Origin of the sequence: Silvania confinis, from assembly GCF_025564085.1 — a bacterium.
Lineage (GTDB): Bacteria > Pseudomonadota > Gammaproteobacteria > Enterobacterales > Enterobacteriaceae > Enterobacter > Enterobacter confinis.
The window spans coordinates 24,191-49,564 of sequence record NZ_JAMGZJ010000062.1 but is presented as its reverse complement, the minus strand read 5'-3'; the positions used below and the strand labels follow the sequence as shown (position 1 = coordinate 49,564).

At 56.0% G+C, this 25,374-nt stretch carries 26 protein-coding genes; 16 read left to right on the top strand and 10 right to left on the bottom strand.

The window, feature by feature from the left end:
• Entirely contained in the window at nt 1-741 is a 741-nt protein-coding gene (gene hemD, locus M8013_RS01565) for a uroporphyrinogen-III synthase (protein WP_271266087.1), read from the bottom strand.
• Nucleotides 738-1,679, bottom strand: coding sequence for a hydroxymethylbilane synthase (hemC, locus tag M8013_RS01560; RefSeq protein WP_271266086.1), 942 nt, complete (start codon nt 1,677-1,679; stop codon nt 738-740). The genes hemD and hemC overlap by 4 nt, the downstream gene beginning before the upstream one ends.
• Nucleotides 1,680-2,020: 341 nt before the next feature.
• Between hemC and cyaA the strand changes: the two genes are divergently transcribed.
• Nucleotides 2,021-4,564 carry a class I adenylate cyclase gene (gene cyaA / locus M8013_RS01555; RefSeq protein ID WP_271266085.1) on the top strand — a complete coding sequence of 848 codons (2,544 nt, stop codon included), beginning with the start codon at nt 2,021-2,023 and terminating at the stop codon, nt 4,562-4,564.
• A 77-nt stretch (nt 4,565-4,641) separates the two neighbouring features.
• Here cyaA and cyaY read toward each other — a convergent pair whose 3' ends face one another.
• The gene (gene cyaY, locus M8013_RS01550) at nt 4,642-4,965 is read right to left on the bottom strand and encodes an iron donor protein CyaY (protein WP_271266084.1); all 324 of its coding nucleotides are present in this window, start codon (nt 4,963-4,965) and stop codon (nt 4,642-4,644) included.
• Between the two features lie 137 nt (nt 4,966-5,102).
• Between cyaY and lptM the strand changes: the two genes are divergently transcribed.
• From lptM to corA, 8 genes are all read left to right on the top strand, one after another.
• Complete coding sequence (lptM, locus tag M8013_RS01545; RefSeq protein WP_271266083.1) at nt 5,103-5,306, top strand: LPS translocon maturation chaperone LptM; 204 nt, start codon at nt 5,103-5,105, stop codon at nt 5,304-5,306.
• Between the two features lie 32 nt (nt 5,307-5,338).
• Nucleotides 5,339-6,163, top strand: coding sequence for a diaminopimelate epimerase (gene dapF, locus M8013_RS01540; protein WP_271266082.1), 825 nt, complete (start codon nt 5,339-5,341; stop codon nt 6,161-6,163).
• Nucleotides 6,160-6,867: a DUF484 domain-containing protein gene (locus M8013_RS01535; protein ID WP_271266081.1), complete on the top strand. Its 708-nt coding sequence runs from the start codon at nt 6,160-6,162 to the stop codon at nt 6,865-6,867. The genes dapF and M8013_RS01535 overlap by 4 nt, the downstream gene beginning before the upstream one ends.
• Entirely contained in the window at nt 6,864-7,763 is a 900-nt protein-coding gene (gene xerC, locus M8013_RS01530) for a tyrosine recombinase XerC (protein ID WP_271266080.1), read from the top strand. Before M8013_RS01535 ends, xerC begins: the two co-directional genes overlap by 4 nt.
• Nucleotides 7,763-8,479, top strand: a complete 717-nt coding sequence (gene yigB, locus M8013_RS01525; protein WP_271266079.1) for a 5-amino-6-(5-phospho-D-ribitylamino)uracil phosphatase YigB — start codon at nt 7,763-7,765, stop codon at nt 8,477-8,479. The genes xerC and yigB overlap by 1 nt, the downstream gene beginning before the upstream one ends.
• A gap of 77 nt (nt 8,480-8,556) precedes the next feature.
• Nucleotides 8,557-10,719 (top strand): DNA helicase II, encoded by a 2,163-nt coding sequence (gene uvrD / locus M8013_RS01520; protein ID WP_271266078.1) that lies wholly within the window; start codon nt 8,557-8,559, stop codon nt 10,717-10,719.
• Nucleotides 10,720-10,834: 115 nt separating this feature from the next.
• Nucleotides 10,835-10,924: a YsgD/CorL family protein gene (ysgD, locus tag M8013_RS23585; RefSeq protein ID WP_418939517.1), complete on the top strand. Its 90-nt coding sequence runs from the start codon at nt 10,835-10,837 to the stop codon at nt 10,922-10,924.
• Between the two features lie 149 nt (nt 10,925-11,073).
• Nucleotides 11,074-12,024, top strand: a complete 951-nt coding sequence (gene corA, locus M8013_RS01515; protein WP_271266077.1) for a magnesium/cobalt transporter CorA — start codon at nt 11,074-11,076, stop codon at nt 12,022-12,024.
• 44 nt (nt 12,025-12,068) lie between these two features.
• On the opposite strand, the gene rarD is transcribed toward corA, so the two are convergent.
• Together rarD and yigI are read right to left on the bottom strand one after the other, a co-directional pair.
• On the bottom strand, nt 12,069-12,965 hold the full coding sequence (gene rarD, locus M8013_RS01510) for an EamA family transporter RarD (RefSeq protein ID WP_271266076.1): 897 nt from the start codon (nt 12,963-12,965) through the stop codon (nt 12,069-12,071).
• A 51-nt stretch (nt 12,966-13,016) separates the two neighbouring features.
• Entirely contained in the window at nt 13,017-13,484 is a 468-nt protein-coding gene (gene yigI, locus M8013_RS01505; RefSeq protein ID WP_271266075.1) for an acyl-CoA thioesterase YigI, read from the bottom strand.
• 156 nt (nt 13,485-13,640) lie between these two features.
• Here yigI and pldA point away from each other — a divergent pair, with 156 nt between their 5' ends.
• The 3 genes from pldA (at nt 13,641) to rhtC (ending at nt 17,112) form a co-directional block, all read left to right on the top strand.
• Nucleotides 13,641-14,510 carry a phospholipase A gene (gene pldA / locus M8013_RS01500; RefSeq protein ID WP_271266074.1) on the top strand — a complete coding sequence of 290 codons (870 nt, stop codon included), beginning with the start codon at nt 13,641-13,643 and terminating at the stop codon, nt 14,508-14,510.
• A 90-nt stretch (nt 14,511-14,600) separates the two neighbouring features.
• Nucleotides 14,601-16,430, top strand: a complete 1,830-nt coding sequence (gene recQ / locus M8013_RS01495) for an ATP-dependent DNA helicase RecQ (RefSeq protein ID WP_271266073.1) — start codon at nt 14,601-14,603, stop codon at nt 16,428-16,430.
• A 61-nt stretch (nt 16,431-16,491) separates the two neighbouring features.
• Nucleotides 16,492-17,112, top strand: a complete 621-nt coding sequence (gene rhtC, locus M8013_RS01490; RefSeq protein ID WP_271266072.1) for a threonine export protein RhtC — start codon at nt 16,492-16,494, stop codon at nt 17,110-17,112.
• Here rhtC and rhtB read toward each other — a convergent pair.
• Nucleotides 17,109-17,729: a homoserine/homoserine lactone efflux protein gene (gene rhtB, locus M8013_RS01485; protein WP_271266071.1), complete on the bottom strand. Its 621-nt coding sequence runs from the start codon at nt 17,727-17,729 to the stop codon at nt 17,109-17,111. The genes rhtC and rhtB overlap by 4 nt on opposite strands.
• Before the next feature lie 109 nt (nt 17,730-17,838).
• Between rhtB and pldB the strand changes: the two genes are divergently transcribed.
• The 3 genes from pldB to M8013_RS01470 all read left to right on the top strand — a co-directional run bounded on the left by pldB (nt 17,839) and on the right by M8013_RS01470 (nt 20,639).
• Nucleotides 17,839-18,831 carry a lysophospholipase L2 gene (pldB, locus tag M8013_RS01480; protein WP_271266070.1) on the top strand — a complete coding sequence of 331 codons (993 nt, stop codon included), beginning with the start codon at nt 17,839-17,841 and terminating at the stop codon, nt 18,829-18,831.
• 25 nt (nt 18,832-18,856) lie between these two features.
• Nucleotides 18,857-19,657 carry a sugar/pyridoxal phosphate phosphatase YigL gene (yigL, locus tag M8013_RS01475; RefSeq protein WP_271266069.1) on the top strand — a complete coding sequence of 267 codons (801 nt, stop codon included), beginning with the start codon at nt 18,857-18,859 and terminating at the stop codon, nt 19,655-19,657.
• An 82-nt stretch (nt 19,658-19,739) separates the two neighbouring features.
• Nucleotides 19,740-20,639, top strand: coding sequence for a carboxylate/amino acid/amine transporter (locus M8013_RS01470; protein WP_271266068.1), 900 nt, complete (start codon nt 19,740-19,742; stop codon nt 20,637-20,639).
• Here M8013_RS01470 and metR read toward each other — a convergent pair.
• Nucleotides 20,527-21,480: an HTH-type transcriptional regulator MetR gene (gene metR, locus M8013_RS01465; protein WP_271266067.1), complete on the bottom strand. Its 954-nt coding sequence runs from the start codon at nt 21,478-21,480 to the stop codon at nt 20,527-20,529. The genes M8013_RS01470 and metR overlap by 113 nt on opposite strands.
• A gap of 117 nt (nt 21,481-21,597) precedes the next feature.
• Here metR and metE point away from each other — a divergent pair, with 117 nt between their 5' ends.
• Nucleotides 21,598-23,859 carry a 5-methyltetrahydropteroyltriglutamate--homocysteine S-methyltransferase gene (gene metE / locus M8013_RS01460; protein WP_271266066.1) on the top strand — a complete coding sequence of 754 codons (2,262 nt, stop codon included), beginning with the start codon at nt 21,598-21,600 and terminating at the stop codon, nt 23,857-23,859.
• A 59-nt stretch (nt 23,860-23,918) separates the two neighbouring features.
• Here metE and M8013_RS01455 read toward each other — a convergent pair whose 3' ends face one another.
• Genes M8013_RS01455 through M8013_RS01445 form a run of 3 tightly spaced genes read right to left on the bottom strand, consistent with a single transcriptional unit; the run spans nt 23,919 to nt 25,225 of the window.
• A complete protein-coding gene (locus M8013_RS01455) occupies nt 23,919-24,329 on the bottom strand; it encodes a Shiga toxin A subunit (RefSeq protein WP_418939518.1) in 411 nt (136 codons plus the stop codon).
• 33 nt (nt 24,330-24,362) lie between these two features.
• Nucleotides 24,363-24,731: a tlde1 domain-containing protein gene (locus tag M8013_RS01450; RefSeq protein ID WP_271266064.1), complete on the bottom strand. Its 369-nt coding sequence runs from the start codon at nt 24,729-24,731 to the stop codon at nt 24,363-24,365.
• Nucleotides 24,728-25,225 (bottom strand): Hcp family type VI secretion system effector, encoded by a 498-nt coding sequence (locus M8013_RS01445; protein ID WP_271266063.1) that lies wholly within the window; start codon nt 25,223-25,225, stop codon nt 24,728-24,730. Before M8013_RS01445 ends, M8013_RS01450 begins: the two co-directional genes overlap by 4 nt.
• Nucleotides 25,226-25,374 lie beyond the last annotated feature (149 nt).

The following is a 25,374-nucleotide window of genomic DNA, read 5'->3' as shown; positions in this document are numbered from 1 at the left end:
TTATAGTAATGCGCGCAGCAGCGCATCGTTGTCGGCATTATCAGCGATCCGAATATCTTGCCAGCCCAGTTCCCGGGCGAGGTTCGCCAGACGCTCACTGACGACCAGCAGCCGACAGCGGAGTAACCAGTTTTCGCGATACCATTCTGGCGTAAGCGACCAGAGCTGTTGCAGCATTTCACCGCTGGTCACCACCAGCGTGGTAACACCACGAGACTGCCAGCGCATCGCCTCTTGCGCACCGTCATAGTACTTATTACAACGTTGATAACATTCACAAAATATGACTTCGGCTCCGCGATCGCGGAGCGTGTCGCCCAGCAGTTCGCGTCCACCGTTGCCGCGCAAAATCAGGGCGCGCTTCCCTGCAACAGTTTGTAATTCAGGTAATTGTAGCAAGACTTCGCTGATTTCCCGATCCCGTGGATAACGAACGTCCTTGCCGCTTTCGGTATGCAGCGCGAGGGCGGTGCTCCGGCCAATGGCGAAATAGCCGGGTTCATCAGGCCAGCACTGGCCGTCCTGCTGTAGCCGGGCGTGGGCAAATTCGACGGCATGTTGAGACAGGGCAAACAGCAGATCGCTTGCCTGCAGCGTGCGAAGATGACCGGCAAGCATCGGTAGCTCCCGGCCTGGGGAAAATTCAATCAGCGGAAAGCTCCAGGCCACCTGCCCCAGTGCGCGCAGACGGCTCACTAACTGATCTCCAGCGGGAGAAGGGCGGGTGACAAGAATACTCATGCCGGGGGTTCTCCGTTATACACGTCCGCGAGGATTTCACGGGCGCCATTATTCAGCAGCTCTTCTGCCAGCGAAACGCCCAACAGCTCGGCATCCTGCGGTTTGCCGCGACGTTCGCCGCGCACCATCTGCGAACCGTCTGGGGCACCAACCAGCGCGCGCAGCCACAGTTCACCATCGATTAATTCAGCATAGCTGCCAATCGGTACCTGGCATCCCCCTTCCAGACGCATATTCATGGCGCGTTCGGCCTGCACGCGGATCGCGGTCTCAGCGTGGTTGAGGGGCGCGAGTAGCGCATGGGTGCGCGTATCATCGAGGCGGCACTCAATACCCACAGCGCCCTGGCCAACGGCCGGCAGCGATTGTTCGGGCGACAGAGCCACGCGAATGCGTGATTCCAGCCCCAGGCGCTTCAGGCCCGCGACCGCCAGAATAATGGCATCATATTCACCGTTATCCAGCTTGCTGAGGCGGGTGCCAACGTTGCCGCGCAGGGATCGAATAATCAGATCCGGACGGCACTCGGCCAACTGGCACTGGCGGCGTAAACTTGACGTGCCAACCACGCTGCCCTGAGGCAGCGCCGCCAGCGAGTCGTAGTGATTTGATACAAAGGCGTCGCGCGGATCTTCACGCTCGCAAATGGTGATCAGACCCAGCCCTTCGGGGAAATCAACCGGCACGTCTTTCATTGAATGGACCGCGATATCGGCGCGATCCTCAAGCAGCGCCAGCTCCAGCTCTTTCACAAACAAGCCTTTACCGCCGACTTTCGCCAGCGGGGTATCAAGAATCACATCGCCACGGGTGACCATGGGCACCAGCTCAACGCGTAAACCCGCATGGCAGGCTTCGAGGCGCTGCTTCACATAATGTGCCTGCCAGAGCGCAAGTGGGCTTTGGCGTGTGGCAATTCTTAAAACATTGTCTAACATGCTTGTTACCGTCTTAATCGTCTGCTGACCATCCTAACATTGTTGTCTCTGGACTGTCAGTTTTACGGACATTGAAGGGAATCAGGGCAAGGCGGCGACCTTAGTTGCCTGCAGCCGTATTCAGGAATTTACACGTACAGAACGGTGCTACACTTGTATGTAGCGCATCTTTCTTTACGGTCAATCGGCAAGGTGTTAGATTGATCACGTTTTAGACCATTTTTTCGTCTCTCAGACCATAAAGACAAGGGCGAAAAGGCTGACAGCTATTTCTGAATTCTGTGAATGCATAATCCTCGGTCCGATTGAAGATTAGAGCTTCTAAACATCAGGCGATACTCTTGTACCTCTACATTGAGACTCTGAAACAGCGACTGGATGCCATCAATCAACTGCGTGTCGATCGCGCGCTTGCTGCGATGGGACCTGCTTTCCAACAGGTTTACAGTCTACTGCCGACATTGCTGCATTATCACCATCCGCTGATGCCGGGTTATCTTGATGGTAACGTTCCCCAGGGCATCTGTATTTTCACGCCTGATGAAACCCAACAGCACTATCTGAACGAGCTGGAACTGTACCGTGGCATGCCGCCGCAGGAATCGCCGAAAGGCGAACTGCCGATCACCGGCCTCTATACCATGGGCAGTACTTCATCGGTCGGGCAGAGCTGTTCTTCCGACCTGGATATCTGGGTCTGCCATCAGTCGTGGCTCGATAATGAAGAGCGCCAGTTGTTGCAGCGTAAGTGCAGCCTGCTGGAGAGCTGGGCCGCATCGCTTGGCGTTGAAGTCAGCTTCTTCCTGATTGATGAAAACCGTTTCCGTCATAACGAAAGTGGCAGTCTGGGCGGTGAAGACTGCGGCTCGACGCAGCATATCTTATTGCTGGATGAATTTTATCGTACCGCCGTGCGCCTGGCCGGTAAGCGTATTCTGTGGAATATGGTGCCGTGCAATGAAGAAGAGCATTACGACGATTACGTCATGATGCTTTACTCCCAGGGAGTGCTGACGCCAAACGAGTGGCTGGATCTGGGCGGCTTAAGCTCCCTGTCTGCTGAAGAGTATTTTGGCGCGAGCCTGTGGCAGCTGTATAAAAGTATCGATTCACCGTACAAAGCGGTATTGAAAACCCTGCTGCTTGAAGCCTACTCGTGGGAATACCCGACGCCGCGCCTGCTGGCGAAGGACATCAAACAGCGTCTGCATGACGGTGAGATCGTCTCCTTTGGGCTCGATGCCTACTGCATGATGCTTGAGCGCGTCACCGAATACCTTAAAGCCATTGACGATCCCACCCGTCTGGATCTGGTTCGTCGATGTTTCTATCTCAAAGTCTGTGAAAAGCTCAGCCGTGAACGCGCGTGCGTTGGCTGGCGTCGTGAAGTGCTCAGTCAGTTAGTGAAAGAGTGGGGATGGGACGAAGAGCGCCTGTCGATGCTCGATAACCGCGCCAACTGGAAAATCGACCAGGTGCGTGAAGCGCATAACGAACTGCTCGATGCCATGATGCAGAGCTACCGTAACCTGATCCGCTTTGCTCGTCGCAACAACCTCAGCGTCTCTGCCAGCCCGCAGGATATCGGGGTGTTGACCCGTAAGCTGTACGCCGCGTTTGAAGCGCTGCCGGGTAAAGTAACCCTGGTGAACCCGCAGATTTCGCCTGACCTGTCTGAACCGAACCTGACCTTTATCTACGTTCCGCCTGGCCGCGCGAACCGGACCGGTTGGTATCTCTACAACCGCGCACCGAACATGGATTCGATCGTCAGCCATCAGCCGCTGGAATATAACCGTTACCTGAACAAGCTGGTGGCATGGGCGTGGTTCAACGGCCTGCTGACCTCCCGTACCCGGTTGTTTATTAAGGGCAACGAGGTGGTCGATCTCGCGAAACTGCAGGAAATGATCGCTGACGTATCGCACCACTTCCCGCTGCGTCTGCCTGCTCCGACGCCAAAAGCGCTCTACAGCCCGTGCGAAATCCGGCACCTGGCGATTATCGTCAACCTGGAATATGACCCGACGGCGGCGTTTCGCAATCAGGTGGTGCATTTCGATTTCCGCAAGCTGGATGTGTTCAGCTTTGGCGAGCAGCAAAATTGCCTGGTGGGCAGCGTTGATCTGCTGTACCGCAACTCGTGGAATGAGGTGCGTACCCTGCATTTTAACGGCGAGCAGGCGATGATCGAAGCGCTGAAAACCATCCTCGGTAAGATGCACCAGGATGCGGCACCGCCGGACAGCGTTGAAGTATTCTGCTACAGCCAGCATCTGCGCGGCCTGATCCGTACCCGTGTACAGCAGCTGGTCTCTGAGTGTATCGATTTACGCCTCTCCAGCACCCGTCATGAAACCGGACGCTTCAAAGCGCTGCGCGTTTCCGGGCAAACCTGGGGTCTGTTCTTTGAACGTCTGAACGTTTCGGTGCAGAAGCTGGAAAACGCCATCGAGTTCTATGGCGCCATTTCGCACAACAAGCTGCACAGTCTGTCGGTTCAGGTTGAAACCAACCCCGTCAAACTGCCACAGGTAGTGGATGGCTTTGCCAGCGAAGGGATCATTCAGTTCTTCTTTGAAGAAGCGGGGGACGAGTCAGGTTTCAATATCTATATTCTTGATGAGACCAACCGCGCCGAGGTGTATCACCACTGCGAAGGCAGCAAAGAGGATCTGGTGCGCGACGTTAGCCGCTTCTACTCTTCTTCGCATGACCGTTTCACCTACGGTTCAAGTTTTATCAACTTCAACCTGCCGCAGTTCTATCAGATCGTGAAAGTCGATGGTCGTGCACAGGTGATACCGTTCCGCACCCAGGCGATCACCACCGCCGTGCCTGCCAATCAGGAAGCTTCCCCGCTGTTGCAGCAGTATTTTTCCTGACTGCGGCCTGATGCCCTCTCCCACAGGGAGAGGGGGCAAACATAAAAAAACCGTCTCTTTACGAGACGGTTTTTGCATTAACCTCGGAAACTCACCTCTTCGCCTGACTGCGCGGTCGCCGCTTTTTCCAGCAGATCCCAGAACGCCTCACCGCTGCGATCGCAAATCCACTCGTCCCCTTTCAGGTTGAAATGGTAGCCGCCCTGTTTGGTGGCCAGCCACACCTGATGCAGCGGTTCCTGACGGTTGATAATGATCTTGCTGCCGTTCTCAAAGCTTAGGGTCAGCACGCCGCCGTTAATTTCACAATCGATATCGCTGTCGCCATCCCAGTTGTCCAGGTGTTCTTCGATTGTCTGCCACAGGTTATCGGCAAGGCGGTGGAATTCACTGTCATTCATGGTTCTGTTCCTGTTTTTCGTGATGGCGGCAGTATAACGCTAAATAATTCCCGTTGCAGGTTAGCGGCAAACTCTTGCTTTTGTGCCCTCTCCTGCGATGATAGAAATAGAAAGCACGAACTTACAGGCAACCCATAATGAAAAACGTTTTTCGAACGCTTGCCGTTCTCCTCACTTTGTTTAGCCTGACGGGCTGTGGTCTGAAAGGGCCGCTCTATTTCCCGCCAGCAGATAAAACTGCGCCGCCGCCAACCAAAAAAGCGGAAAGCACCATGGAATCTTCAGTGCCAGGTCGTAACGATCGTGGCGATAATGGCGGCCCAAGCCAGGTGAATTACTGACGAGCGTTCTGATCCGCGCAATGGAGTGAATAATGCAGTTTTCTAAAATGCATGGCCTTGGCAATGATTTTATGGTCGTCGACGCGGTAACGCAGAATGTCTTCTTCTCTCCGGAGCTGATCCGCCGTCTGGCCGATAGGCACCTCGGTGTAGGTTTTGATCAGCTGCTGGTCGTTGAGCCGCCTTACGATCCGGATCTCGATTTTCATTACCGCATCTTTAATGCCGACGGCAGTGAAGTGTCGCAGTGTGGCAACGGCGCACGCTGTTTTGCCCGCTTTGTGCGCCTGAAAGGGCTCACCAATAAACGTGATATTCGCGTCAGTACCGCCAACGGGCGCATGGTCCTGAGCGTCACCGACGACGAGCTGGTGCGGGTGAACATGGGTGAACCCAACTTTGAGCCGTCTCAGGTGCCGTTTCGCGCCAACAAAGCGGAAAAGACCTATATCATGCGCGTCGCTGAACAGACAGTCTTGTGCGGCGTGGTGTCTATGGGCAATCCGCACTGCGTGATTCAGGTTGAGGATGTCGCAACGGCCCCTGTCGAAACCCTTGGTCCGGTACTGGAAAGCCATGAACGCTTCCCGGAACGCGCCAACATCGGCTTTATGCAGGTGCTCACCCGCGAACACATTCGCCTGCGCGTATTTGAACGCGGGGCGGGCGAGACGCAGGCCTGCGGCAGCGGTGCCTGTGCAGCCGTCGCAGTAGGGATCGCGCAAGGTTTACTGGCAGAAGAAGTCCGCGTAGATTTACCTGGCGGGCGTCTCGATATTGCCTGGAAAGGCCCGGGCCAGCCGCTGTATATGACCGGCCCGGCAACACAAGTTTATGACGGGTTTATCCATCTATGAAACAACCAGGAGAAGAACTGCAGGAGACGCTGACGGCAATGGACGATCGGGCGGTCGTCGACTATCTGCTGCGCCATCCTGAGTTTTTTATTCGTAATGCCCGCGTGGTTGAAGAGATGCGCGTGCCACATCCGATTCGCGGAACGGTATCGCTGGTCGAATGGCACATGGCGCGCTCGCGCAATCACATCAACCATCTTGAAGAGAACATCTCGCTGCTGATGGAGCAGGCCAGCAGTAACGAAGGCCTGTTTTATCGCCTGCTGCATTTGCAGTCCCGGCTGGCCTCGGCCAGCAGCCTGGATGAGTTTTTGATGCGCTTCCATCGCTGGGCGAAGGAGCTGGGGCTGGCAGGGGCAACCATCCGCCTGTTCCCGGATCGCTGGCGCATTGGCGCGCCGTCCGGGTTCACCCATCTGGCACTACAGCGGCAGGCGTTTGAGCCGCTGCGCATCCAGCGTCTGGGTCATGAGTCTCACTATCTGGGGTCGCTGAACGGCCCTGAGCTGCTGGTGGTTCTACCGGAAGCAAAAGCCATCGGGTCGGTAGCGATGTCGCTGATGGGACGCGAAGGCGATCTCGGGGTGATGCTTTTTACCAGCCGCGATCCGCAGCATTATCAGCAGGGACAAGGGACGCAGTTACTCCAGGAGATCGCGCAGATGTTGCCCGAGCTGCTGGAACGCTGGATTGAACGCGTATGAGCGATCTCCTCGCACCCGCTGTAACGCGTTTTCTGCGCTACCTTGGCGTGGAGCGACAGCTCAGCCCGATAACCTTGCTGAACTATCAGCGCCAGCTGGATGACATCATGCAGCTGGCTACTGAAATGAACCTGACCTGCTGGCAACACTGTGATGCCGCTACCGTGCGGGCGATTGCCGTGCGCAGCCGCCGTAAAGGGCTTGGCCCCGCCAGCCTGGCGCTGCGGCTCTCGGCATTGCGCAGCCTTTTCGACTGGTTGGTCAGCCAGGGCGAGCTCAAGGCGAACCCGGCCAAAGGCATTGCTGCACCCAAAGCGGCGCGCCATCTGCCGAAGAATATCGATGTCGATGATGTTAACCGCCTGCTGGATATCGATCTTAACGATCCACTGGCGGTGCGGGACCGGGCAATGCTGGAAGTGATGTACGGTGCCGGACTGCGTCTTTCTGAGCTGGTAAACCTGGATATCAAACACCTCGATCTGGACACCGGCGAAGTGTGGGTGATGGGTAAAGGCAGCAAAGAGCGCCGCCTGCCGATTGGCCGCAATGCGGTGGCGTGGATTGAGCACTGGCTGGATCTGCGCGGTCTGTTTGGCACAGAAGACAACGCCCTGTTCCTCTCGAAGCTGGGCAAGCGGATCTCGGCGCGTAACGTGCAAAAACGCTTTGCTGAGTGGGGCATCAAACAGGGGCTTAACAGCCATGTTCATCCGCATAAGCTACGCCACTCTTTCGCCACACACATGCTCGAATCCAGCGGCGATTTGCGCGGAGTTCAGGAACTGCTGGGCCACGCTAATTTATCGACCACTCAAATCTATACCCATCTTGATTTTCAACACCTAGCCTCGGTGTACGACGCGGCGCATCCACGCGCCAAACGGGGGAAATAATGCGTTTTTATCGTCCATTAGGCCAAATATCCGCACTGACGTTCGACCTTGATGACACCCTTTACGACAATCGCGAAGTGATCCTGCGTACCGAGCGGGAAGCGCTGGCCTTTGTGCAAAATTACCATCCGGCGTTAAACGCGCTGGAGAACAAAGAGTTTCACCGTCTGCGTCAGGCGTTGCGGCAAACCGAGCCGGAAATCTATCACGACGTTACCGAGTGGCGGCGTCGTGCCGTGGAGCAGGCGATGCTGAACGCCGGGCTGACTGCCTCTGAGGCCGCGCTGGGTGCAGAAGCGTCCATGGCGCACTTCGCCACCTGGCGCAGCCGCATCGATGTGCCGCAGGAGACCCACGACACGCTGGCGAAACTGGCCGCGAAGTGGCCGCTGGTGGCGATCACCAACGGTAACGCCCAGCCGGAGCTGTTCGGCCTGGGTGACTACTTTGAATTTGTGCTGCGCGCGGGTCCACACGGCCGTTCCAAGCCCTTTAACGACATGTACCATCTGGCTGCCGATAAGCTCGGCCTGCCGCTGGGTGACATTCTGCACGTCGGCGATGATCTGACCACCGATGTTGCCGGGGCGATCCGCTGTGGCATGCAGGCCTGCTGGATCAAACCTGAAAACGCCGATCTAATGCAGACCCTCGACAGCCGCCTGCTGCCACACATCGAAATTTCACGGTTGGCATCCCTCACTACGCTGATATAATCACCAGTAGTTCTGTATAAATTCACAGTGTATCCGGCGGCCTATGGCCGCCGGACAAATTATTTGCGGCGGTGCCAATGGACGTTTCTTACCTGCTCGACAGCCTTAATGACAAACAGCGTGACGCGGTTGCCGCGACGCGAACCAATATGCTGGTACTGGCAGGGGCAGGCAGTGGTAAGACGCGTGTGCTGGTACACCGTATCGCGTGGCTGCAGAGCGTGGAAAACTGCTCGCCGTACTCCATTATGGCGGTCACGTTCACCAACAAAGCGGCGGCCGAGATGCGCCACCGTATCGCCCAATTGATGGGCAGCAGCCAGGGCGGCATGTGGGTGGGCACCTTCCACGGGTTGGCACACCGTCTGCTGCGCGCGCACCATATGGACGCCGGGCTGCCGCAGGACTTCCAGATCCTCGACAGCGAAGATCAGCTGCGTCTGCTTAAGCGCCTGATCAAGGCCATGAACCTCGACGAGAAGCAGTGGCCGCCGCGCCAGGCGATGTGGTACATCAACGGCCAGAAAGACGAAGGGCTGCGCCCGCATCATATCCAGAGCTTTGGCAATCCGATTGAGCAGACCTGGCAGAAGGTCTATCAGGCCTATCAGGAAGCCTGCGATCGTGCCGGGCTGGTGGATTTTGCCGAACTGCTGCTGCGCGCTCACGAGCTGTGGCTCAACAAGCCGCATATTCTGCAGCACTACCGCGAACGTTTTACCAATATCCTGGTGGACGAATTCCAGGATACCAACAACATTCAGTACGCGTGGATCCGCCTGCTGGCGGGCGACTCCAGCAAGGTGATGATCGTCGGCGACGACGATCAGTCCATCTACGGCTGGCGCGGGGCGCAGGTCGAGAACATCCAGCGTTTCCTGAATGATTTCCCGGGCGCTGAGACCATCCGCCTGGAGCAAAACTACCGCTCGACAAACAACATCCTCAGCGCGGCGAATGCCCTGATCGAAAACAACAGCGGTCGTCTGGGCAAAAAGCTGTGGACTGACGGCGTCGATGGCGAACCCATCTCCTTGTACTGCGCTTTTAACGAGCTGGATGAAGCCCGCTTTGTGGTAAACCGCATCAAGACCTGGCAGGACAACGGCGGCGCGCTTGAGCAGTGCGCCATCCTGTACCGCAGCAATGCCCAGTCGCGCGTGCTGGAAGAGGCGCTGCTGCAGGTGAGCATGCCGTATCGCATTTATGGCGGAATGCGCTTCTTCGAACGCCAGGAGATCAAAGACGCGCTGTCGTATCTGCGCCTGATGGCCAACCGTAACGATGATGCCGCGTTTGAACGCGTGGTTAACACGCCGACCCGCGGAATCGGCGATCGCACGCTCGACGTCGTGCGCCAGGCAGCCCGTGAGCGCCAACTGACCCTGTGGCAGGCCTGCCGCGAGCTGCTGCAGGAGAAAGCCCTTGCCGGACGCGCAGCCAGCGCGCTGCAGCGCTTCCTTGAGCTTATTGAAGCGCTGGCACAGGAGACGGCCGACATGCCGCTGCACGTCCAGACTGACCGGGTGATTAAAGACTCCGGCTTGCGCATAATGTACGAGCAGGAGAAGGGCGAGAAAGGCCAGACCCGTATTGAGAACTTAGAGGAGCTGGTGACGGCAACGCGCCAGTTCAGCTACAACGACGAAGAAGAAGATCTGATGCCGCTGCAGGCGTTCTTGTCCCACGCTGCGCTGGAAGCGGGCGAAGGGCAGGCCGACACCTGGCAGGACGCGGTTCAGTTGATGACCCTGCACTCGGCCAAAGGGTTGGAGTTCCCGCAGGTGTTTATCGTCGGCATGGAAGAGGGGATGTTCCCGAGCCAGATGTCGCTGGATGAAGGCGGTCGTCTGGAAGAGGAGCGTCGGCTGGCGTACGTGGGCGTGACCCGTGCGATGCAAAAACTGACCCTGACCTATGCCGAAACGCGCCGTCTGTACGGCAAAGAGGTTTACCATCGCCCGTCGCGTTTTGTCGGTGAATTGCCGGAAGCCTGCGTCGAAGAGGTGCGCCTGCGGGCCAGCATTAGCCGTCCGGTCAGCCATCAGCGGCTGGGTACGCCTATCTCAGAAAACGATACCGGCTTTAAGCTCGGCCAGCGCGTTCGTCATGCCAAATTTGGCGAAGGCACCATTGTGAATCTGGAAGGCAGCGGCGAGCACAGCCGCCTGCAGGTGGCGTTCCAGGGGCAGGGGATCAAATGGCTGGTGGCGGCTTACGCGCGGCTGGAAACAGTTTAACTTTCAGAAAAATATCACTATTTTGTCATAATATGCCAGGCTTAAACGTTGAAGGGCATTTAATGCTCTTCAGCGTTCCGTTGCGTGTTGACGCCGCCGTTGCTGCTGGCGTAACATGCGCGCACGATTACGCTTGAGGACATTCGCCTTGGACACACCCAGTACATACTGGCTCAATTTCCTGTCATCCAGGAACAACTTCTAAGGCTATCTCCTTGCGCTGATGGCCTTCGTGGTTGCCAGCGATCTGTTTTTCCCGTCGCACTGAGTCAGGCTGTTTAATGGTCTGAAACCCAATTTGTTTCTGTGTGCCCACCGAACTGTCCGATATTTTTTGCATTGGGAGTCCCGGTCATGCTGAGCGCATTTCAACTGGAAAAAAACCGACTGATTCGGCTTGAAGCTGAAGAGTCACAACCCCTCATCGATGCCGTTTGGGTGGATCTGGTCGAACCGGATGACGACGAACGCCTGCGCGTACAATCTGAGCTCGGACAAAGCCTGGCAACCCGCCCGGAACTGGAAGACATCGAGGCATCCGCCCGTTTCTTCGAAGACGAAGACGGTCTGCACATTCACTCCTTTTTCTTCTTCGAAGATGCGGAAGATCACGCCGGTAACTCCACCGTCGCATTTACCATCCGCGATGGTCGCCTGTTTACTCTGCGCGAGCGCGAACTGCCTGCGTTCCGTCTGTATCGTATGCGCGCTCGTAGCCAGGCGATGGTCGACGGTAATGCCTATGAGCTGCTGCTCGACCTGTTTGAAACCAAAATCGAACAGCTGGCGGATGAGATTGAAAACATCTACAGCGATCTGGAAAAGCTGAGTCGGGTGATCATGGAAGGGCATCAGGGCGATGAGTACGACGCAGCGCTCTCGACGCTGGCAGAGCTGGAAGATATCGGCTGGAAAGTGCGTTTGTGTCTGATGGATACCCAGCGCGCGCTGAACTTCCTGGTGCGCAAGGCGCGACTGCCGGGCGGTCAGCTGGAGCAGGCGCGTGAGATCCTGCGCGATATCGAATCCTTGCTGCCGCACAACGAATCTCTGTTCCAGAAAGTTAACTTCCTGATGCAGGCGGCAATGGGCTTTATCAACATCGAGCAGAACCGCATCATCAAGATCTTCTCGGTGGTATCGGTGGTGTTCCTGCCGCCGACGCTGGTAGCGTCGAGCTACGGGATGAACTTTGAGTTTATGCCGGAGCTAAGATGGAGCTTTGGCTACCCGGGCGCGATTATCTTTATGGTGCTCGCCGGGCTGGCGCCGTATCTGTACTTTAAGCGCCGCAACTGGTTGTGATTGTTGCGCCCGGTGGCGCTACGCTTACCGGGCCTACAAAGGCACTACAATCCTCGACGTACTCTGCGTTGGGTATAAATCGCATCCGCAACAAACACCGCCAGCGCGACCCAGATAAACGCAAACGTCACCATTTTATCTGCACCCGGCACCTCGCCGTAGAACGTCACTGCCAGCAGGAACATCAGCGTCGGGCCGATGTACTGGAAGAAGCCCAGCGTTGAGAGACGCAGGCGCGTCGCCGCACCGGTAAAGCACAGTAATGGGATGGTGGTGACGACACCGGCCGCCATCAGCATCACGTTCAGCGTCCACGGGTTATTGCCCATATGGCTGGTGCTGCTGTCGGCAATACCGAACAGGTAGATCGCGGCCAGCGGCAGCAGCCACAGGGTTTCAAACAGCATCCCGGTTTGCGCTTCCACGGCGATTTTCTTACGCACCAGGCCGTAGAAGGCAAAGCTAAACGCCAGCCCCAGCGCGATGACCGGCAGGGAGCCAAATGTCCAGAGCTGAACCAGCACGCCGCAAAGGGCAAGAATGACGGCCATCCACTGCATCCGACGGAAGCGCTCCCCGAGGAACAACATCCCCAGCACAATATTCACCAGCGGATTTATGAAGTAGCCGAGGCTGGCTTCCAGCATGTGATGGTTATTAACCGACCAGATAAACAGCAGCCAGTTGCCGCCAATCAGGACGGCAGAGAGGGCCAGCAGGAAGATTTTCTTCGGCGTTTGCAGGAGTGTTTTCACGCCTGACCACTGACGGCTCACGCTCATCAGCGCCACCATAAAGAAAAACGACCAGATCACGCGGTGAGTAAGGATTTCGTCGGCGGGAACATAGTGAATCAGCTTGAAGTACGCCGGTGCGATACCCCAAATAAAATAGGCGGCGAGGGCGAGTAAAACGCCCTGCCGCGTCTGTTTAGCATCCATCAGGAAAATCCGTTACAAAAAAGTAACGCAATTTTACCCGATTTTACCGTCTCAACCCACCATATAAGTGGCGGTTGCGCTGGCGATGTAAACCTGCTCTTCGTTATGCAGTTCCACGCGCGCCACCGCCACTTTGTTACCTGCGCGCAGCAGGCTGCTGCTGGCGGTGAAGCGATTGCCGCGACCGGGACGCAGATAATCGACGCGAAGATCGATAGTACCCATACGCGACAGGCGCTGACGCAGTTCATCTTCGTTGATGGTGTCGTGGCGCGTCAGGGTGCTGCCCACGCAGACCAGCCCGGCGGCAACGTCCAGCGCGGAGGCGATCACCCCGCCATGAAGAATACTTTGCGCCCAGTTGCCGACCATCATCGGCTGGTTGTTAAAACTGAGCTGAGCGAAATCTTTCTCGTAGCGCTCCAGCTCCAGGCCTAGCGCACGGTTGAACGGCATGTGGTAGACGAAGATCTCGCCGACGAGCTTGAGCACTTGTTCGGCAGTAAGCGTGGCTGACATGGCACGTCACATCCTTATTGTTAAGAGGATGTTGATTTTATTCCTCATTAATGTGAATTTCCACATTAGGAGCAGCGGTAAAGCCGCTAATCGTCAAATATGTTAAATTGATTCAAAATAATTCTTCTTTTAATCACTTGCAGGAGAGCACCCCCGATGCGGACGTATCTGGCCTGGTTCCTGGCAGCGGCTGCGCTGCCGTCTGTCACCTTTGCGCAGGACGCGAAAAATGTGGAGGCCAGTGATATCCCAGCTGTGCGCGGGAGCATCATCGCCAACCTGCTGAAAGAGTATGACAACCCGTTCACGCTCTATCCCTATGACAGCAACTACCTGATCTACACCGCCACCAGCGATCTCAATAAAGAGGCGATCAGCACCTATGACTGGGTCGACAATGCGCGTAAAGATGAGGTGAAATTTCAGCTGAGTCTCGCTTTCCCGCTGTGGCGCGGGATCCTCGGGCCCAACTCACTGCTGGGTGGCTCGTACACGCAACGGTCGTGGTGGCAGTTGTCCAACAGCGATGAGTCCTCGCCGTTTCGTGAAACTAACTATGAACCCCAGCTGTTCCTCGGCTTCGCCACCGACTACTCGCTGGGCGGTTGGACGTTGCGGGACGTGGAATTTGGCTATAACCACCAGTCCAACGGCCGTTCCGATCCCACCTCGCGCAGCTGGAACCGCCTCTATACTCGCCTGATGGCGCAAAACAATAACTGGCTGGTCGAGGTCAAACCCTGGTATGTGATTGGTAATACCGACGATAACCCGGATATCACCAAATACATGGGCTACTACCAGCTGCGGGTTGGCTATCAACTGGGCGAAGCGGTACTCAGCGTGAAAGGCCAGTACAACTGGAACAGCGGCTACGGCGGAGCAGAAGTGGGGGTGAGCTATCCGCTGACCCGCCATGTTCGCCTGTATACGCAGGTCTACAGCGGCTATGGCGAGTCGCTGATTGATTACAATTTCAACCAGACGCGCGTCGGCGTGGGCGTGATGCTGAACGATCTTTTCTAGCGTCCTCGAATGTTTTTGTCTTAAACGTTGAAGTTTCTCTCGCAGGCGCTGAAAATAGCGCCTGTTTTTATTTCGGCAAATGGGGTTGATGTGGTGCAGGCGGACGTTATGAATCAGGAGTTGCTGGCTAAACAGGTTTTACATGAAACCTTTGGCTACCAGCAGTTTCGCCCGGGCCAGGAAACCATCATTAATGCTGCCCTGACCGGCCGCGACTGCCTGGTGGTGATGCCGACCGGCGGTGGCAAATCCTTATGCTATCAGGTGCCTGCGCTGGTACTGAATGGCCTGACCATCGTGGTATCGCCGCTGATCTCGTTGATGAAAGATCAGGTCGACCAGCTGCTGGCCAACGGCGTGGCGGCGGCCTGCCTGAACTCGACCCAAACCCGTGAGCAGCAGCAGGAAGTCATGGCCGGTTGCCGTACCGGGCAGATCCGCCTGCTGTACATCGCACCGGAACGCCTGATGCTGGATAACTTCCTTGAGCATCTGACCCACTGGAATCCGGTGCTGGTGGCGGTGGACGAAGCCCACTGTATCTCTCAGTGGGGGCATGATTTCCGCCCGGAATATGCCGCCCTCGGCCAGCTGCGTCAGCGTTTCCCGGCGGTGCCGTTCATGGCGCTTACCGCCACTGCCGATGACACTACCCGACTGGATATCGCACGCCTGCTGGGGCTCGACGATCCGCTGATTCAGGTCAGCAGCTTCGATCGCCCGAATATCCGCTACATGCTGATGGAAAAGTTTAAGCCGCTGGATCAGCTGCTGCGCTACGTGCAGGAGCAGCGCGGCAAGTCGGGCATTATTTACTGTAACAGCCGGGCAAAAGTAGAAGACACCGCCGCCCGTCTGCAAAGCCGGGGGTTTAGCGCCGCGGCTTACCATGCCGGGCTGGAAAACCACATCCGCGCCGACGTGCAGGAGAAGTTCCAGCGCGATGACCTGCAAATTGTGGTGGCGACCGTTGCCTTTGGCATGGGCATCAACAAACCGAACGTGCGCTTTGTGGTGCATTTTGACATTCCGCGCAATATCGAATCCTACTATCAGGAGACGGGCCGTGCCGGGCGTGACGGCCTGCCGGCAGAGGCGATGCTGTTTTACGATCCGGCCGATATGGCCTGGCTGCGTCGCTGTCTGGAAGAGAAACCCGCCGGGGCGCTGCTGGATATTGAGCGCCACAAGCTCAATGCGATGGGTGCCTTTGCCGAGGCGCAAACCTGCCGTCGTTTGGTGCTGCTCAACTACTTTGGCGAAGGTCGCCAGGCGTCGTGCGGCAACTGCGATATCTGTCTCGATCCGCCCAAACAGTACGATGGTCTGATGGACGCGCGTAAAGCGCTGTCCACCATCGGACGTGTCAATCAGCGCTTTGGGATGGGCTATGTGGTAGAAGTGCTGCGCGGGGCGAACAACCAGCGCATCCGCGAGATGGGCCACGATAAACTGCCGGTATACGGGATTGGCAAAGAGAACAGCCACGAACACTGGGTCAGCATTATTCGCCAGCTTATTCACCTCGGGTTTGCGACGCAAAACATTGCCCAGCATTCCGCGCTGCAGTTGACGGAAGCATCCCGCCCGGTGCTGCGCGGCGTGGTGGAGCTGCAGCTTGCCGTACCGCGCGTGGTGGCCCTTAAGCCGCGCGTGATGCAGAAATCCTACGGCGGCAACTACGACCGCAAGCTGTTCGCCAAACTGCGTAAGCTGCGCAAAGCTATCGCCGACGAAGAGAACATCCCGCCGTATGTGGTGTTTAACGATGCTACGCTGATTGAAATGGCCGAGCAGATGCCGCTCAGCGCCAGCGAAATGCTCAGCGTCAATGGCGTCGGCACGCGCAAGCTGGAGCGCTTTGGCAAAGAGTTCATGGCGCTGATTCGTTCCCATGCCGACGGCGATGATGAGGAGTAGTCAGCCGGGCGAAAAAGTGCCAGGATGATCACTCACTGAACTATTCCCCCGCGAGTTAATTATGTTAACCCTGTTTCTGACTGTGGCGCTGGTGCATCTTGTCGCGCTGATGAGCCCCGGCCCCGACTTTTTCTTCGTCTCGCAAACGGCGGTGAGCCGTTCCCGCAAAGAGGCAATGATGGGTGTGCTGGGCATTACGCTCGGCGTGCTGGTGTGGGCGGCGGTTGCGCTATTGGGCCTGAACCTGATCCTCGAAAAAATGGCCTGGCTGCACACCATCATTATGGTCGGTGGCGGTCTGTATCTGTGCTGGATGGGTTACCAGATGCTGCGCGGCGCGCTAAAGAAAGAGGACGCTGCAGCACCTGAACCGAAAATGGAGCTGGCGTCGGGCGGACGGAGCTTTGTCAAAGGGCTGCTGACCAACCTGGCCAATCCCAAAGCGATTATCTATTTCGGTTCGGTCTTCTCGCTGTTCGTTGGCGACAGCGTGGGCGTCGGTGCACGCTGGGGGATTTTCCTGCTGATCGTGCTGGAAACTTTCGCCTGGTTCACGGTGGTGGCGAGCCTGTTTGCCTTACCGTCGATGCGCCGCGGTTATCAGCGGCTGGCGAAGTGGATTGACGGCGTTGCCGGCGCATTGTTCGCCGGCTTCGGCATTCATCTCATTTTGTCGCGCTAAGCATGTCGTGCTGACGCCAGCAGTGCGCCAACCAGCATAAACAGCGAACCGAACACTTTATTCAGGGCCTTCATCTGACGAGGCCCTTTAATCCATACCGCAATTCGCGTTGCCAGCGTCGCATAGCCAATCATCACAATAATATCGACCACAATCGTCGTCATCCCGAGCACCACGTACTGCGCGAGCTGGGGCTGATGCGGCACGATAAACTGCGGGAACAGGGCGGCAAGAAAGACGATGCTCTTCGGGTTGGTCAGGTTCACAAATACCGCGCGTTTAAACAGCCGACCCTGACTTTGAGTTTTGGCCATCGTATTCAGATCGATGGCACCTGCGGCGCGCCACTGCTGAATGCCCAGCCAGATAAGATACGCCGCACCCGCCCATTTCAGCACTTCAAAGGCCAGTACCGAACGGGAGAACAGCGTGCCCAATCCAACACCCACCAGCACAATGTGAATGGCCAGCCCGGTCTGCAATCCGGCAATCGATGCCGCTGCGCCGCGATAGCCGTGATTCATCGCTGTGGTCATGGTATTGATCGCCCCGGAGCCCGGGGAAAGGCTGAGGATGATGGATGTCAGCAGGTAAGCGAACCACCACTCTAAGGTCATTTGAAACTCCCGAATCGTCTATTTTTATGCCACAATACGCTAATGTTGAGTCATTTTGTGACCCGTCACGAAAAAACGATATTCCTTGGCTTACAGGGGCACAAACCCAATGTTTCAGCAGAAAACGGACTGGGAAACACGAGAAAAGGCATTTGCTGCTTTCTCCATGGGGCCACTGACCGATTTCTGGCGCCAGCGTGAAGAAGGCGGGTTTACGGGAGTCGATGATGTGCCGGTACGCTTTGTGCGTTTTCGGGCAGAGCATCACGATTCGGTAATTGTCGTTTGCCCGGGGCGTATCGAAAGCTATGTGAAGTACGCCGAGCTGGCCTACGACCTTTTCCACCTCGGTTTTGATGTGCTGATTATTGATCACCGCGGTCAGGGACGTTCCGGGCGCATGTTGTCCGACACGCACCGGGGCCATGTGAGTAAATTCAGCGATTACGTCGATGATTTTGCCGCCTTCTGGCAGCAGGAAGTGCAGCCGGGTCCGTGGCGAAAACGGTTTATCCTGGCGCACTCGATGGGAGGCGCAATTGCGACGTTGTTTTTGCAGCGTCACCCCCATCAGTGTGATGCCATTGCGCTCAGTGCCCCGATGTTTGGCATCGTGATGCGCCTGCCGGAGTGGATGATACGCCATATTCTCGACTGGGCTGAGGGCCATCAGCGCGTTCGTGAAGGCTATGCCATCGGCACCGGACGCTGGCGCGCACTGCCGTTTGCCCTTAACGTGTTAACCCACAGTCGGCAGCGCTATCGCCGCAACCTGCGCTTTTATGCGGATGAACCCCGCTTACGCGTCGGTGGTCCAACTTACCACTGGGTGCGTGAAGGCATTCTGGCGGGTGAAGAGGCACTGGCAGGTGCCGATCGGGATGACACCCCGATGCTCTTACTTCAGGCAGAAGACGAGCAGGTGGTGGATAACCGCATGCACCAACGCTTTTGTGAACAGCGAGCCGCAGTGGGATACCCGTGTGATGGGGGTCAACCGCTGGTCATAAACGGCGCGTACCATGAGATCCTTTTCGAAAAGGACGCCATGCGCTCAGTCGCACTCCACGCCATTGTCGATTTTTTCGGCAGGCATAACTGATATTCACCAGAGGTTAAATTTTCCTATGTACCAGGTTGTCGCGTCTGACTTAGATGGCACGCTGCTCTCTCCCGACCACACCTTATCGCCTTACGCGAAAGAAACCTTAAAACTCCTGACTGCCCGCGGTGTGAACTTCGTCTTCGCGACCGGCCGCCATCACGTCGATGTGGGGCAGATCCGCGATAATCTGGAGATCAAATCTTACATGATCACCTCCAACGGGGCCCGCGTGCACGATCTGGACGGTAATCTGATCTTCACCCACAACCTCGATCGCGATATTGCCACCGACCTGTTCGGCGTGGTGCATAACAACCCCGATATCATCACCAACGTTTACCGTGATGATGAGTGGTTTATGAACCGCCACCGTCCGGACGAGATGCGTTTCTTCAAAGAAGCGGTCTTTAACTATGCCCTGTACGAGCCGGGCCTGCTGGAGCCGGAAGGTATCAGCAAAGTGTTCTTCACCACCGACACCCACGAAGCGCTGCTGCCGCTGGAGCAGGCGATCAATGCCCGCTGGGGCGATCGGGTTAACGTCAGCTTCTCCACGCTGACCTGCCTGGAAGTGATGGCCGGCGGGGTTTCTAAAGGCCATGCGCTGGAAGCGGTTGCGAAACGTCTGGGCTTTAGACTGCAGGATTGCATCGCCTTTGGTGACGGCATGAACGACGCCGAGATGCTGTCGATGGCGGGTAAAGGCTGCATTATGGAAAATGCGCACCAGCGCCTGAAAGATCTCCACCCGGAGCTGGAAGTGATTGGCACTAACGGCGACAACGCCGTCCCGAATTACCTGCGTAAGCTGTTTCTTGAATAATCTTCATTTGGTTATTTAACGTTCAGTTGTCAACCTAAGAGTTCGCTACAATGCCTGTCCTTCTTCCAGAGAGACAAGCATTGTGGCGCTACTCATTATCACCACTATTCTGTGGGCCTTCTCGTTCAGCTTGATCGGTGAGTACCTTGCCGGGCACGTGGACAGCTACTTTTCGGTGCTGATGCGCGTCGGACTGGCGGCCCTGGTATTCCTGCCGTTTCTGCGCCTGCGCGGGCAAACGCTGAGAACGATTTCGCTGTACATGCTGGTGGGCGCGCTGCAGCTCGGCATCATGTATTTATTCAGCTTCCGCGCCTACGTCTACCTGTCGGTATCGGAGTTCCTGCTGTTTACCGTGCTGACGCCGCTGTATATCACCCTGATCTACGATCTGATGAGCAAACGTCGCCTGCGCTGGGGCTATCTGCTGAGTGCGGCGCTGGCGGTGGCGGGGGCGGCCATCATTCGCTACGACAAAGTCAGCGATCACTTCTGGACTGGATTGATGTTCGTTCAGCTCGCCAATATCAGCTTTGCCATCGGCATGGTGGGCTATAAACGGCTGATGGAGATCCATCCGATGCCGCAGCACAACGCCTTTGCCTGGTTTTATATGGGGGCGTTTATCGTCGCGGTGGTGGCGTGGTTTATGCTGGGGAATCCACAAAAACTGCCGACCACCACGGTGCAGTGGAGCGTGTTGATCTGGCTGGGCGTGGTCGCTTCCGGGCTGGGGTATTTTATGTGGAACTACGGCGCCACCCAGGTTGACGCCGGTACGCTTGGGATCATGAACAACGTGCACGTCCCGGCGGGCCTGCTGGTGAACCTGGCCATCTGGCAGGAACAACCGCACTGGCCGAGCTTTATTATTGGGGGAACGGTGATCCTGGCTTCACTGTGGGTGCATCGCCGTTGGGTCGCTCCGCGCTCCGCACAAACGGCAGATGGTCGCAAGCGTGATTCCGCGTTGAGCGAATAAACGCTTCCGTTACCGGTTGACGCTGCTCGCCATCGCGCACCGCAGCGTACAACCGGCTCCACAGTCCCTCGCCCAGGGTTTTGGTCACCACCAGACCCTGGCGTTCAAAGCTCTCCACCACCCAGTGGGGCAGCGCTGCAATTCCCATTCTTGCCGCCACCATCTGCACCAGCAGCAGGGTGTTATCCACGCTTTTCAGCTGCGGGTTGATACCGGCTGGTTGTAAAAAGTGGCGCCAGATATCCAGACGACTGCGCTGTACCGGGTAGATCAGCAGCGTTTCGCTGGCCAGATCTTCCGGTGACACGCGCGTTTTGGCAGCCAGCGGATGATCCGGGGCCAGCACCAGCCGCACTTCATAATCAAACATTGGCGAATAATGCAGACCGCTGCGCGGCAGAATATCCGAGGTCATTACCAGGTCCAGTTCGCCCTGCGTCAGCGAGGGTTGCGGGTCGAAGGTCACGCCGGATTTAAAGTCCATCTCCACCTGCGGCCAGTTCTGGCGGAAAATCTCAAGCGCGGGGGTCAGCCACTGGATACAACTGTGACACTCAATGGCGATGCGCAGCCGCGTTTGCTGCGGTTCGTTGCAGGCCTGCAGTGCGCTGGCGATCTGCGGCAGCACCTGGTTAGCCAGCTGAAGCAACACTTCGCCCTGCGGCGTAAAGCGCAGCGGCTGGCTTTTGCGCACAAACAGACGAAAGCCAAGGCGTTGTTCCAGATCGCTGAACTGGTGAGAAAGGGCGGACTGGGTCTGGTGCAGCGTGGCCGCTGCTGCCGCGAGTGAACCGCAGCTCCGCAACGCTTGTAGCGTTTTCAGATGTTTTATTTCGATCATGAAAGTCCTTCACTTCGCCATGAACAAGTTGCGCTTGAGGAATATACAGTAACCGCCAATTATAGATGTGTAAACATCTGGACGGCTAAATCCTGAAAATTCCATAAGAGGCACACTATGACAATCATTAATCACACTCTGGGTTTTCCTCGTGTCGGTCTGCGCCGCGAACTGAAAAAAGCGCAAGAAAGCTACTGGGCAGGCAACGCTACTCGTGAAGAACTGCTGACGGTGGGTCGTGAGCTGCGTGCTCGTCACTGGGATCAACAGAAGCAGGCGGGTATTGACCTGCTGCCGGTGGGCGATTTCGCCTGGTACGACCATGTTCTGACCACCAGCCTGCTACTTGGCAACGTGCCGGCTCGTCATCAGAACAGCGATGGATCGGTAGATATCGACACCCTGTTCCGCCTCGGCCGTGGCCGTGCGCCAACCGGTGAGCCCGCAGCGGCAGCCGAAATGACCAAATGGTTTAATACCAACTATCACTATATGGTGCCGGAGTTCGTTAAAGGCCAGCAGTTCAAGCTGACCTGGACCCAGCTGCTAGATGAAGTGGACGAAGCGCTGGCGCTGGGCCACACGATCAAACCCGTACTGCTGGGCCCGGTAACGTACCTGTGGCTGGGCAAAGTAAAGGGCGAGTCGTTTGACCGCCTGAGCCTGCTGAACGACATCCTGCCGGTGTACCAGCAGGTACTGGCCGAGCTGGCGAAACGCGGCATTGAGTGGGTGCAAATCGACGAACCCGCTCTGGTACTGGAGCTGCCGCAAGCGTGGCTGGATGCTTTCAAACCGGCTTACGACGCGCTGCAAGGCCAGGTTAAGCTGCTGCTGACCACCTATTTCGAAGGTGTGACGCCAAACCTTGAGACCATTACCGCCCTGCCGATACAGGGTCTGCACGTTGACCTGGTTCACGGCAAAGATGATGTGGCTGAATTGCATAACCGTCTGCCTGCTGAGTGGCTGCTCTCGGCTGGCTTGGTGAACGGGCGTAACGTCTGGCGCGCCGATCTGACCGAGAAATACTCGCAGATCAAAGACATTGTCGGTCATCGTGACCTGTGGATCGCCTCTTCCTGCTCCCTGCTGCACAGCCCAATCGACCTGAGCGTAGAAACCCGTCTGGACGCTGAAGTGAAGAGCTGGTTTGCCTTCGCCCTGCAAAAATGTGAAGAGCTGACCCTGCTGCGTGATGCTCTGAACAGCGGCGACACGGCGGCCATTACCGAATGGAGCGCGCCAATTCAGGCCCGTCGTCACTCCACGCGCGTTCACAATACGGCAGTTGCACAACGTCTGGCGGCCATCACCGCCCAGCACAGTCAGCGTGAAAACGCCTACGACGTGCGTGCGCAAGCCCAGCGTGCGCGCTTTAACCTGCCAGCATGGCCGACCACCACTATCGGTTCTTTCCCGCAGACCACCGAGATCCGCGGCCTGCGCCTGGATTTTAAAAAGGGCAACCTCGATGCAAGCAACTACCGCACCGGCATCGCCGAACACATCAAACAGGCGATTGCTGAACAGGAGCGCTTAGGTCTGGACGTGCTGGTGCACGGGGAAGCCGAACGTAACGACATGGTGGAATACTTTGGTGAACACCTGGACGGTTTCGTCTTTACCCAGAACGGCTGGGTGCAGAGCTACGGCTCCCGCTGCGTGAAGCCACCGGTGGTGATCGGCGACGTCAGCCGTCCGGAGGCAATCACTGTCGAGTGGGCGAAGTACGCTCAGTCCCTGACCGACAAGCCGGTAAAAGGCATGCTCACCGGTCCGGTGACTATTCTTTGCTGGTCCTTCCCGCGTGAAGACGTCACCCGCGAAACCATCGCGAAGCAGATTGCGCTGGCGCTGCGTGATGAAGTGGCCGATCTCGAAGCGGCAGGTATCGGTATCATCCAGATTGACGAACCGGCCCTGCGCGAAGGCTTGCCGCTGCGACGCAGCGAATGGGACGCGTACCTGGCGTGGGGTGTGGACGCGTTTCGCATCAACGCCGCGGTGGCGAAAGATGACACCCAGATCCACACCCACATGTGTTACTGCGAATTCAACGACATCATGGATTCCATTGCGGCGCTGGATGCAGACGTGATCACCATCGAGACTTCCCGTTCCGACATGGAGCTGCTGGAGTCGTTCGAAGAGTTCGATTACCCGAACGAAATCGGGCCGGGTGTATACGACATTCACTCCCCGAACGTCCCGAGCGTGGAATGGATTGAAGCGCTGCTGGAAAAAGCGGCGCAGCGTATCCCGGCAGAGCGCCTGTGGGTTAACCCGGACTGCGGCCTGAAAACCCGCGGCTGGCCGGAAACACGTGCCGCGCTAGCGAATATGGTGCAAGCGGCGCAGAACCTGCGTCAGGCGTGATGTGAAATTGCCGGGCGGCGCTGGTGCTTGCCCGGCCTACATAAAGCCTTCCTGAGAGATTAAAATTCTCTTGAAAGCGTTATATAGCCATTAAACCTGACAGAGCACTCATCTCTATTAATAAGGCTGGAGGCGATAAATATATCTTTCTTCATCTCTTTACTTATGTATATGTATTTTGCAGTTAGCGATTGAGTATGGTTTTCATAATAACTGTCAAAGTAAGCGCTTTCGGATATTGTCGCTTTACCCTGTGTTATAGCACTTTGAAAATCAATTTTGGCTAATGATGTTGCGTACAGTCTTGATACGGGAGAAGTATCGATAGTCTCAACGATGGTTTTCTTTCTCTGAATGTTCGATATGTCTATTTTTAGATCTCTGGAAACAGCATTCAATAAATCTACTTCCATTGATGACCCGACAGTAGCACACCCATGGTTCTGTGCATCTGAGAGTAACGGAACCATTACCAATATCCAGAGGAGTCTTTTTTTAAACATTTAGTCCTCCACAACTAATATTCGATCACTGCTGGCGGCAATGATTTTACGGCTGGATAAATTAAGAATAATGCAGCCATCTGATGCTTCACCTGGATGTGCTGAACTATCACCATGTATCATGAATCCATCACGACCACACATATCGTTACCGAGGAAGGGGGTTAATCTCATTGTCCATGCTTTGGTTTTCGGGTGATAAAAGGCGAGTCCTATTGTATAAGTTCCTCTTGGTAAAGGGCCTTTATTTTTTACGCATTCATTCGCCGAGTCATCTCTAAATTCTGGTCTTCCTGCATACTGACCATCAAACTGGTGCGTGCCATTTAAATAAAAAGAATGCGAACTCACTTTATAAACCCACGTCATAATGCGGCCTCCTGCATAGCATTCCATCTATCTGAATGTATGATGTTACCGTCCAGATAGTGCCAAGTGATTATTTCATAAGCTAAATAAAATGCTTCAAGATGATTGTGTTTGTTAAAGGTAGGGTTTTTAATGTCAAACATTAACGATTCTATTCCATTAATCCTGGCATTCTCCATTGTTATTCGGAAGTATTCTTCTTCCTGACCATTAAAATTTATACGATAAAATTTAAGCTGTGCTTGCTTGAATGTTTTACCAGTAGATACGCCTTGATAAAGGTAAGGGGATGAACTATCAATTTCTTTGATTAAAGAAAAGTCACCATGGATGCGTTTACCCGTGATTTTACCTGTAAGGTCATCTGTGGGAAGATCGACAGAGTGCATAAGCTCTATAATCTCTATGCTTCCTTCTCTCCCACGTATATCAACAGAACCTTTAACCTGTTTTCCTGCGTAGTCTGTTAACCAAAGATAGACGGGTATAGCCATATTAAGACCTCCTGTTTCAACAATAGGTATTAATACCAACGTACGCCCGGCGTACAGAACAGGAAACATTAAAAGTATGGTTAATTTCCTAAAGCGTTTGTACTTTGTGAAGGATCACTAAATCAGGAGGTGAGTATGGTTAACCCCGG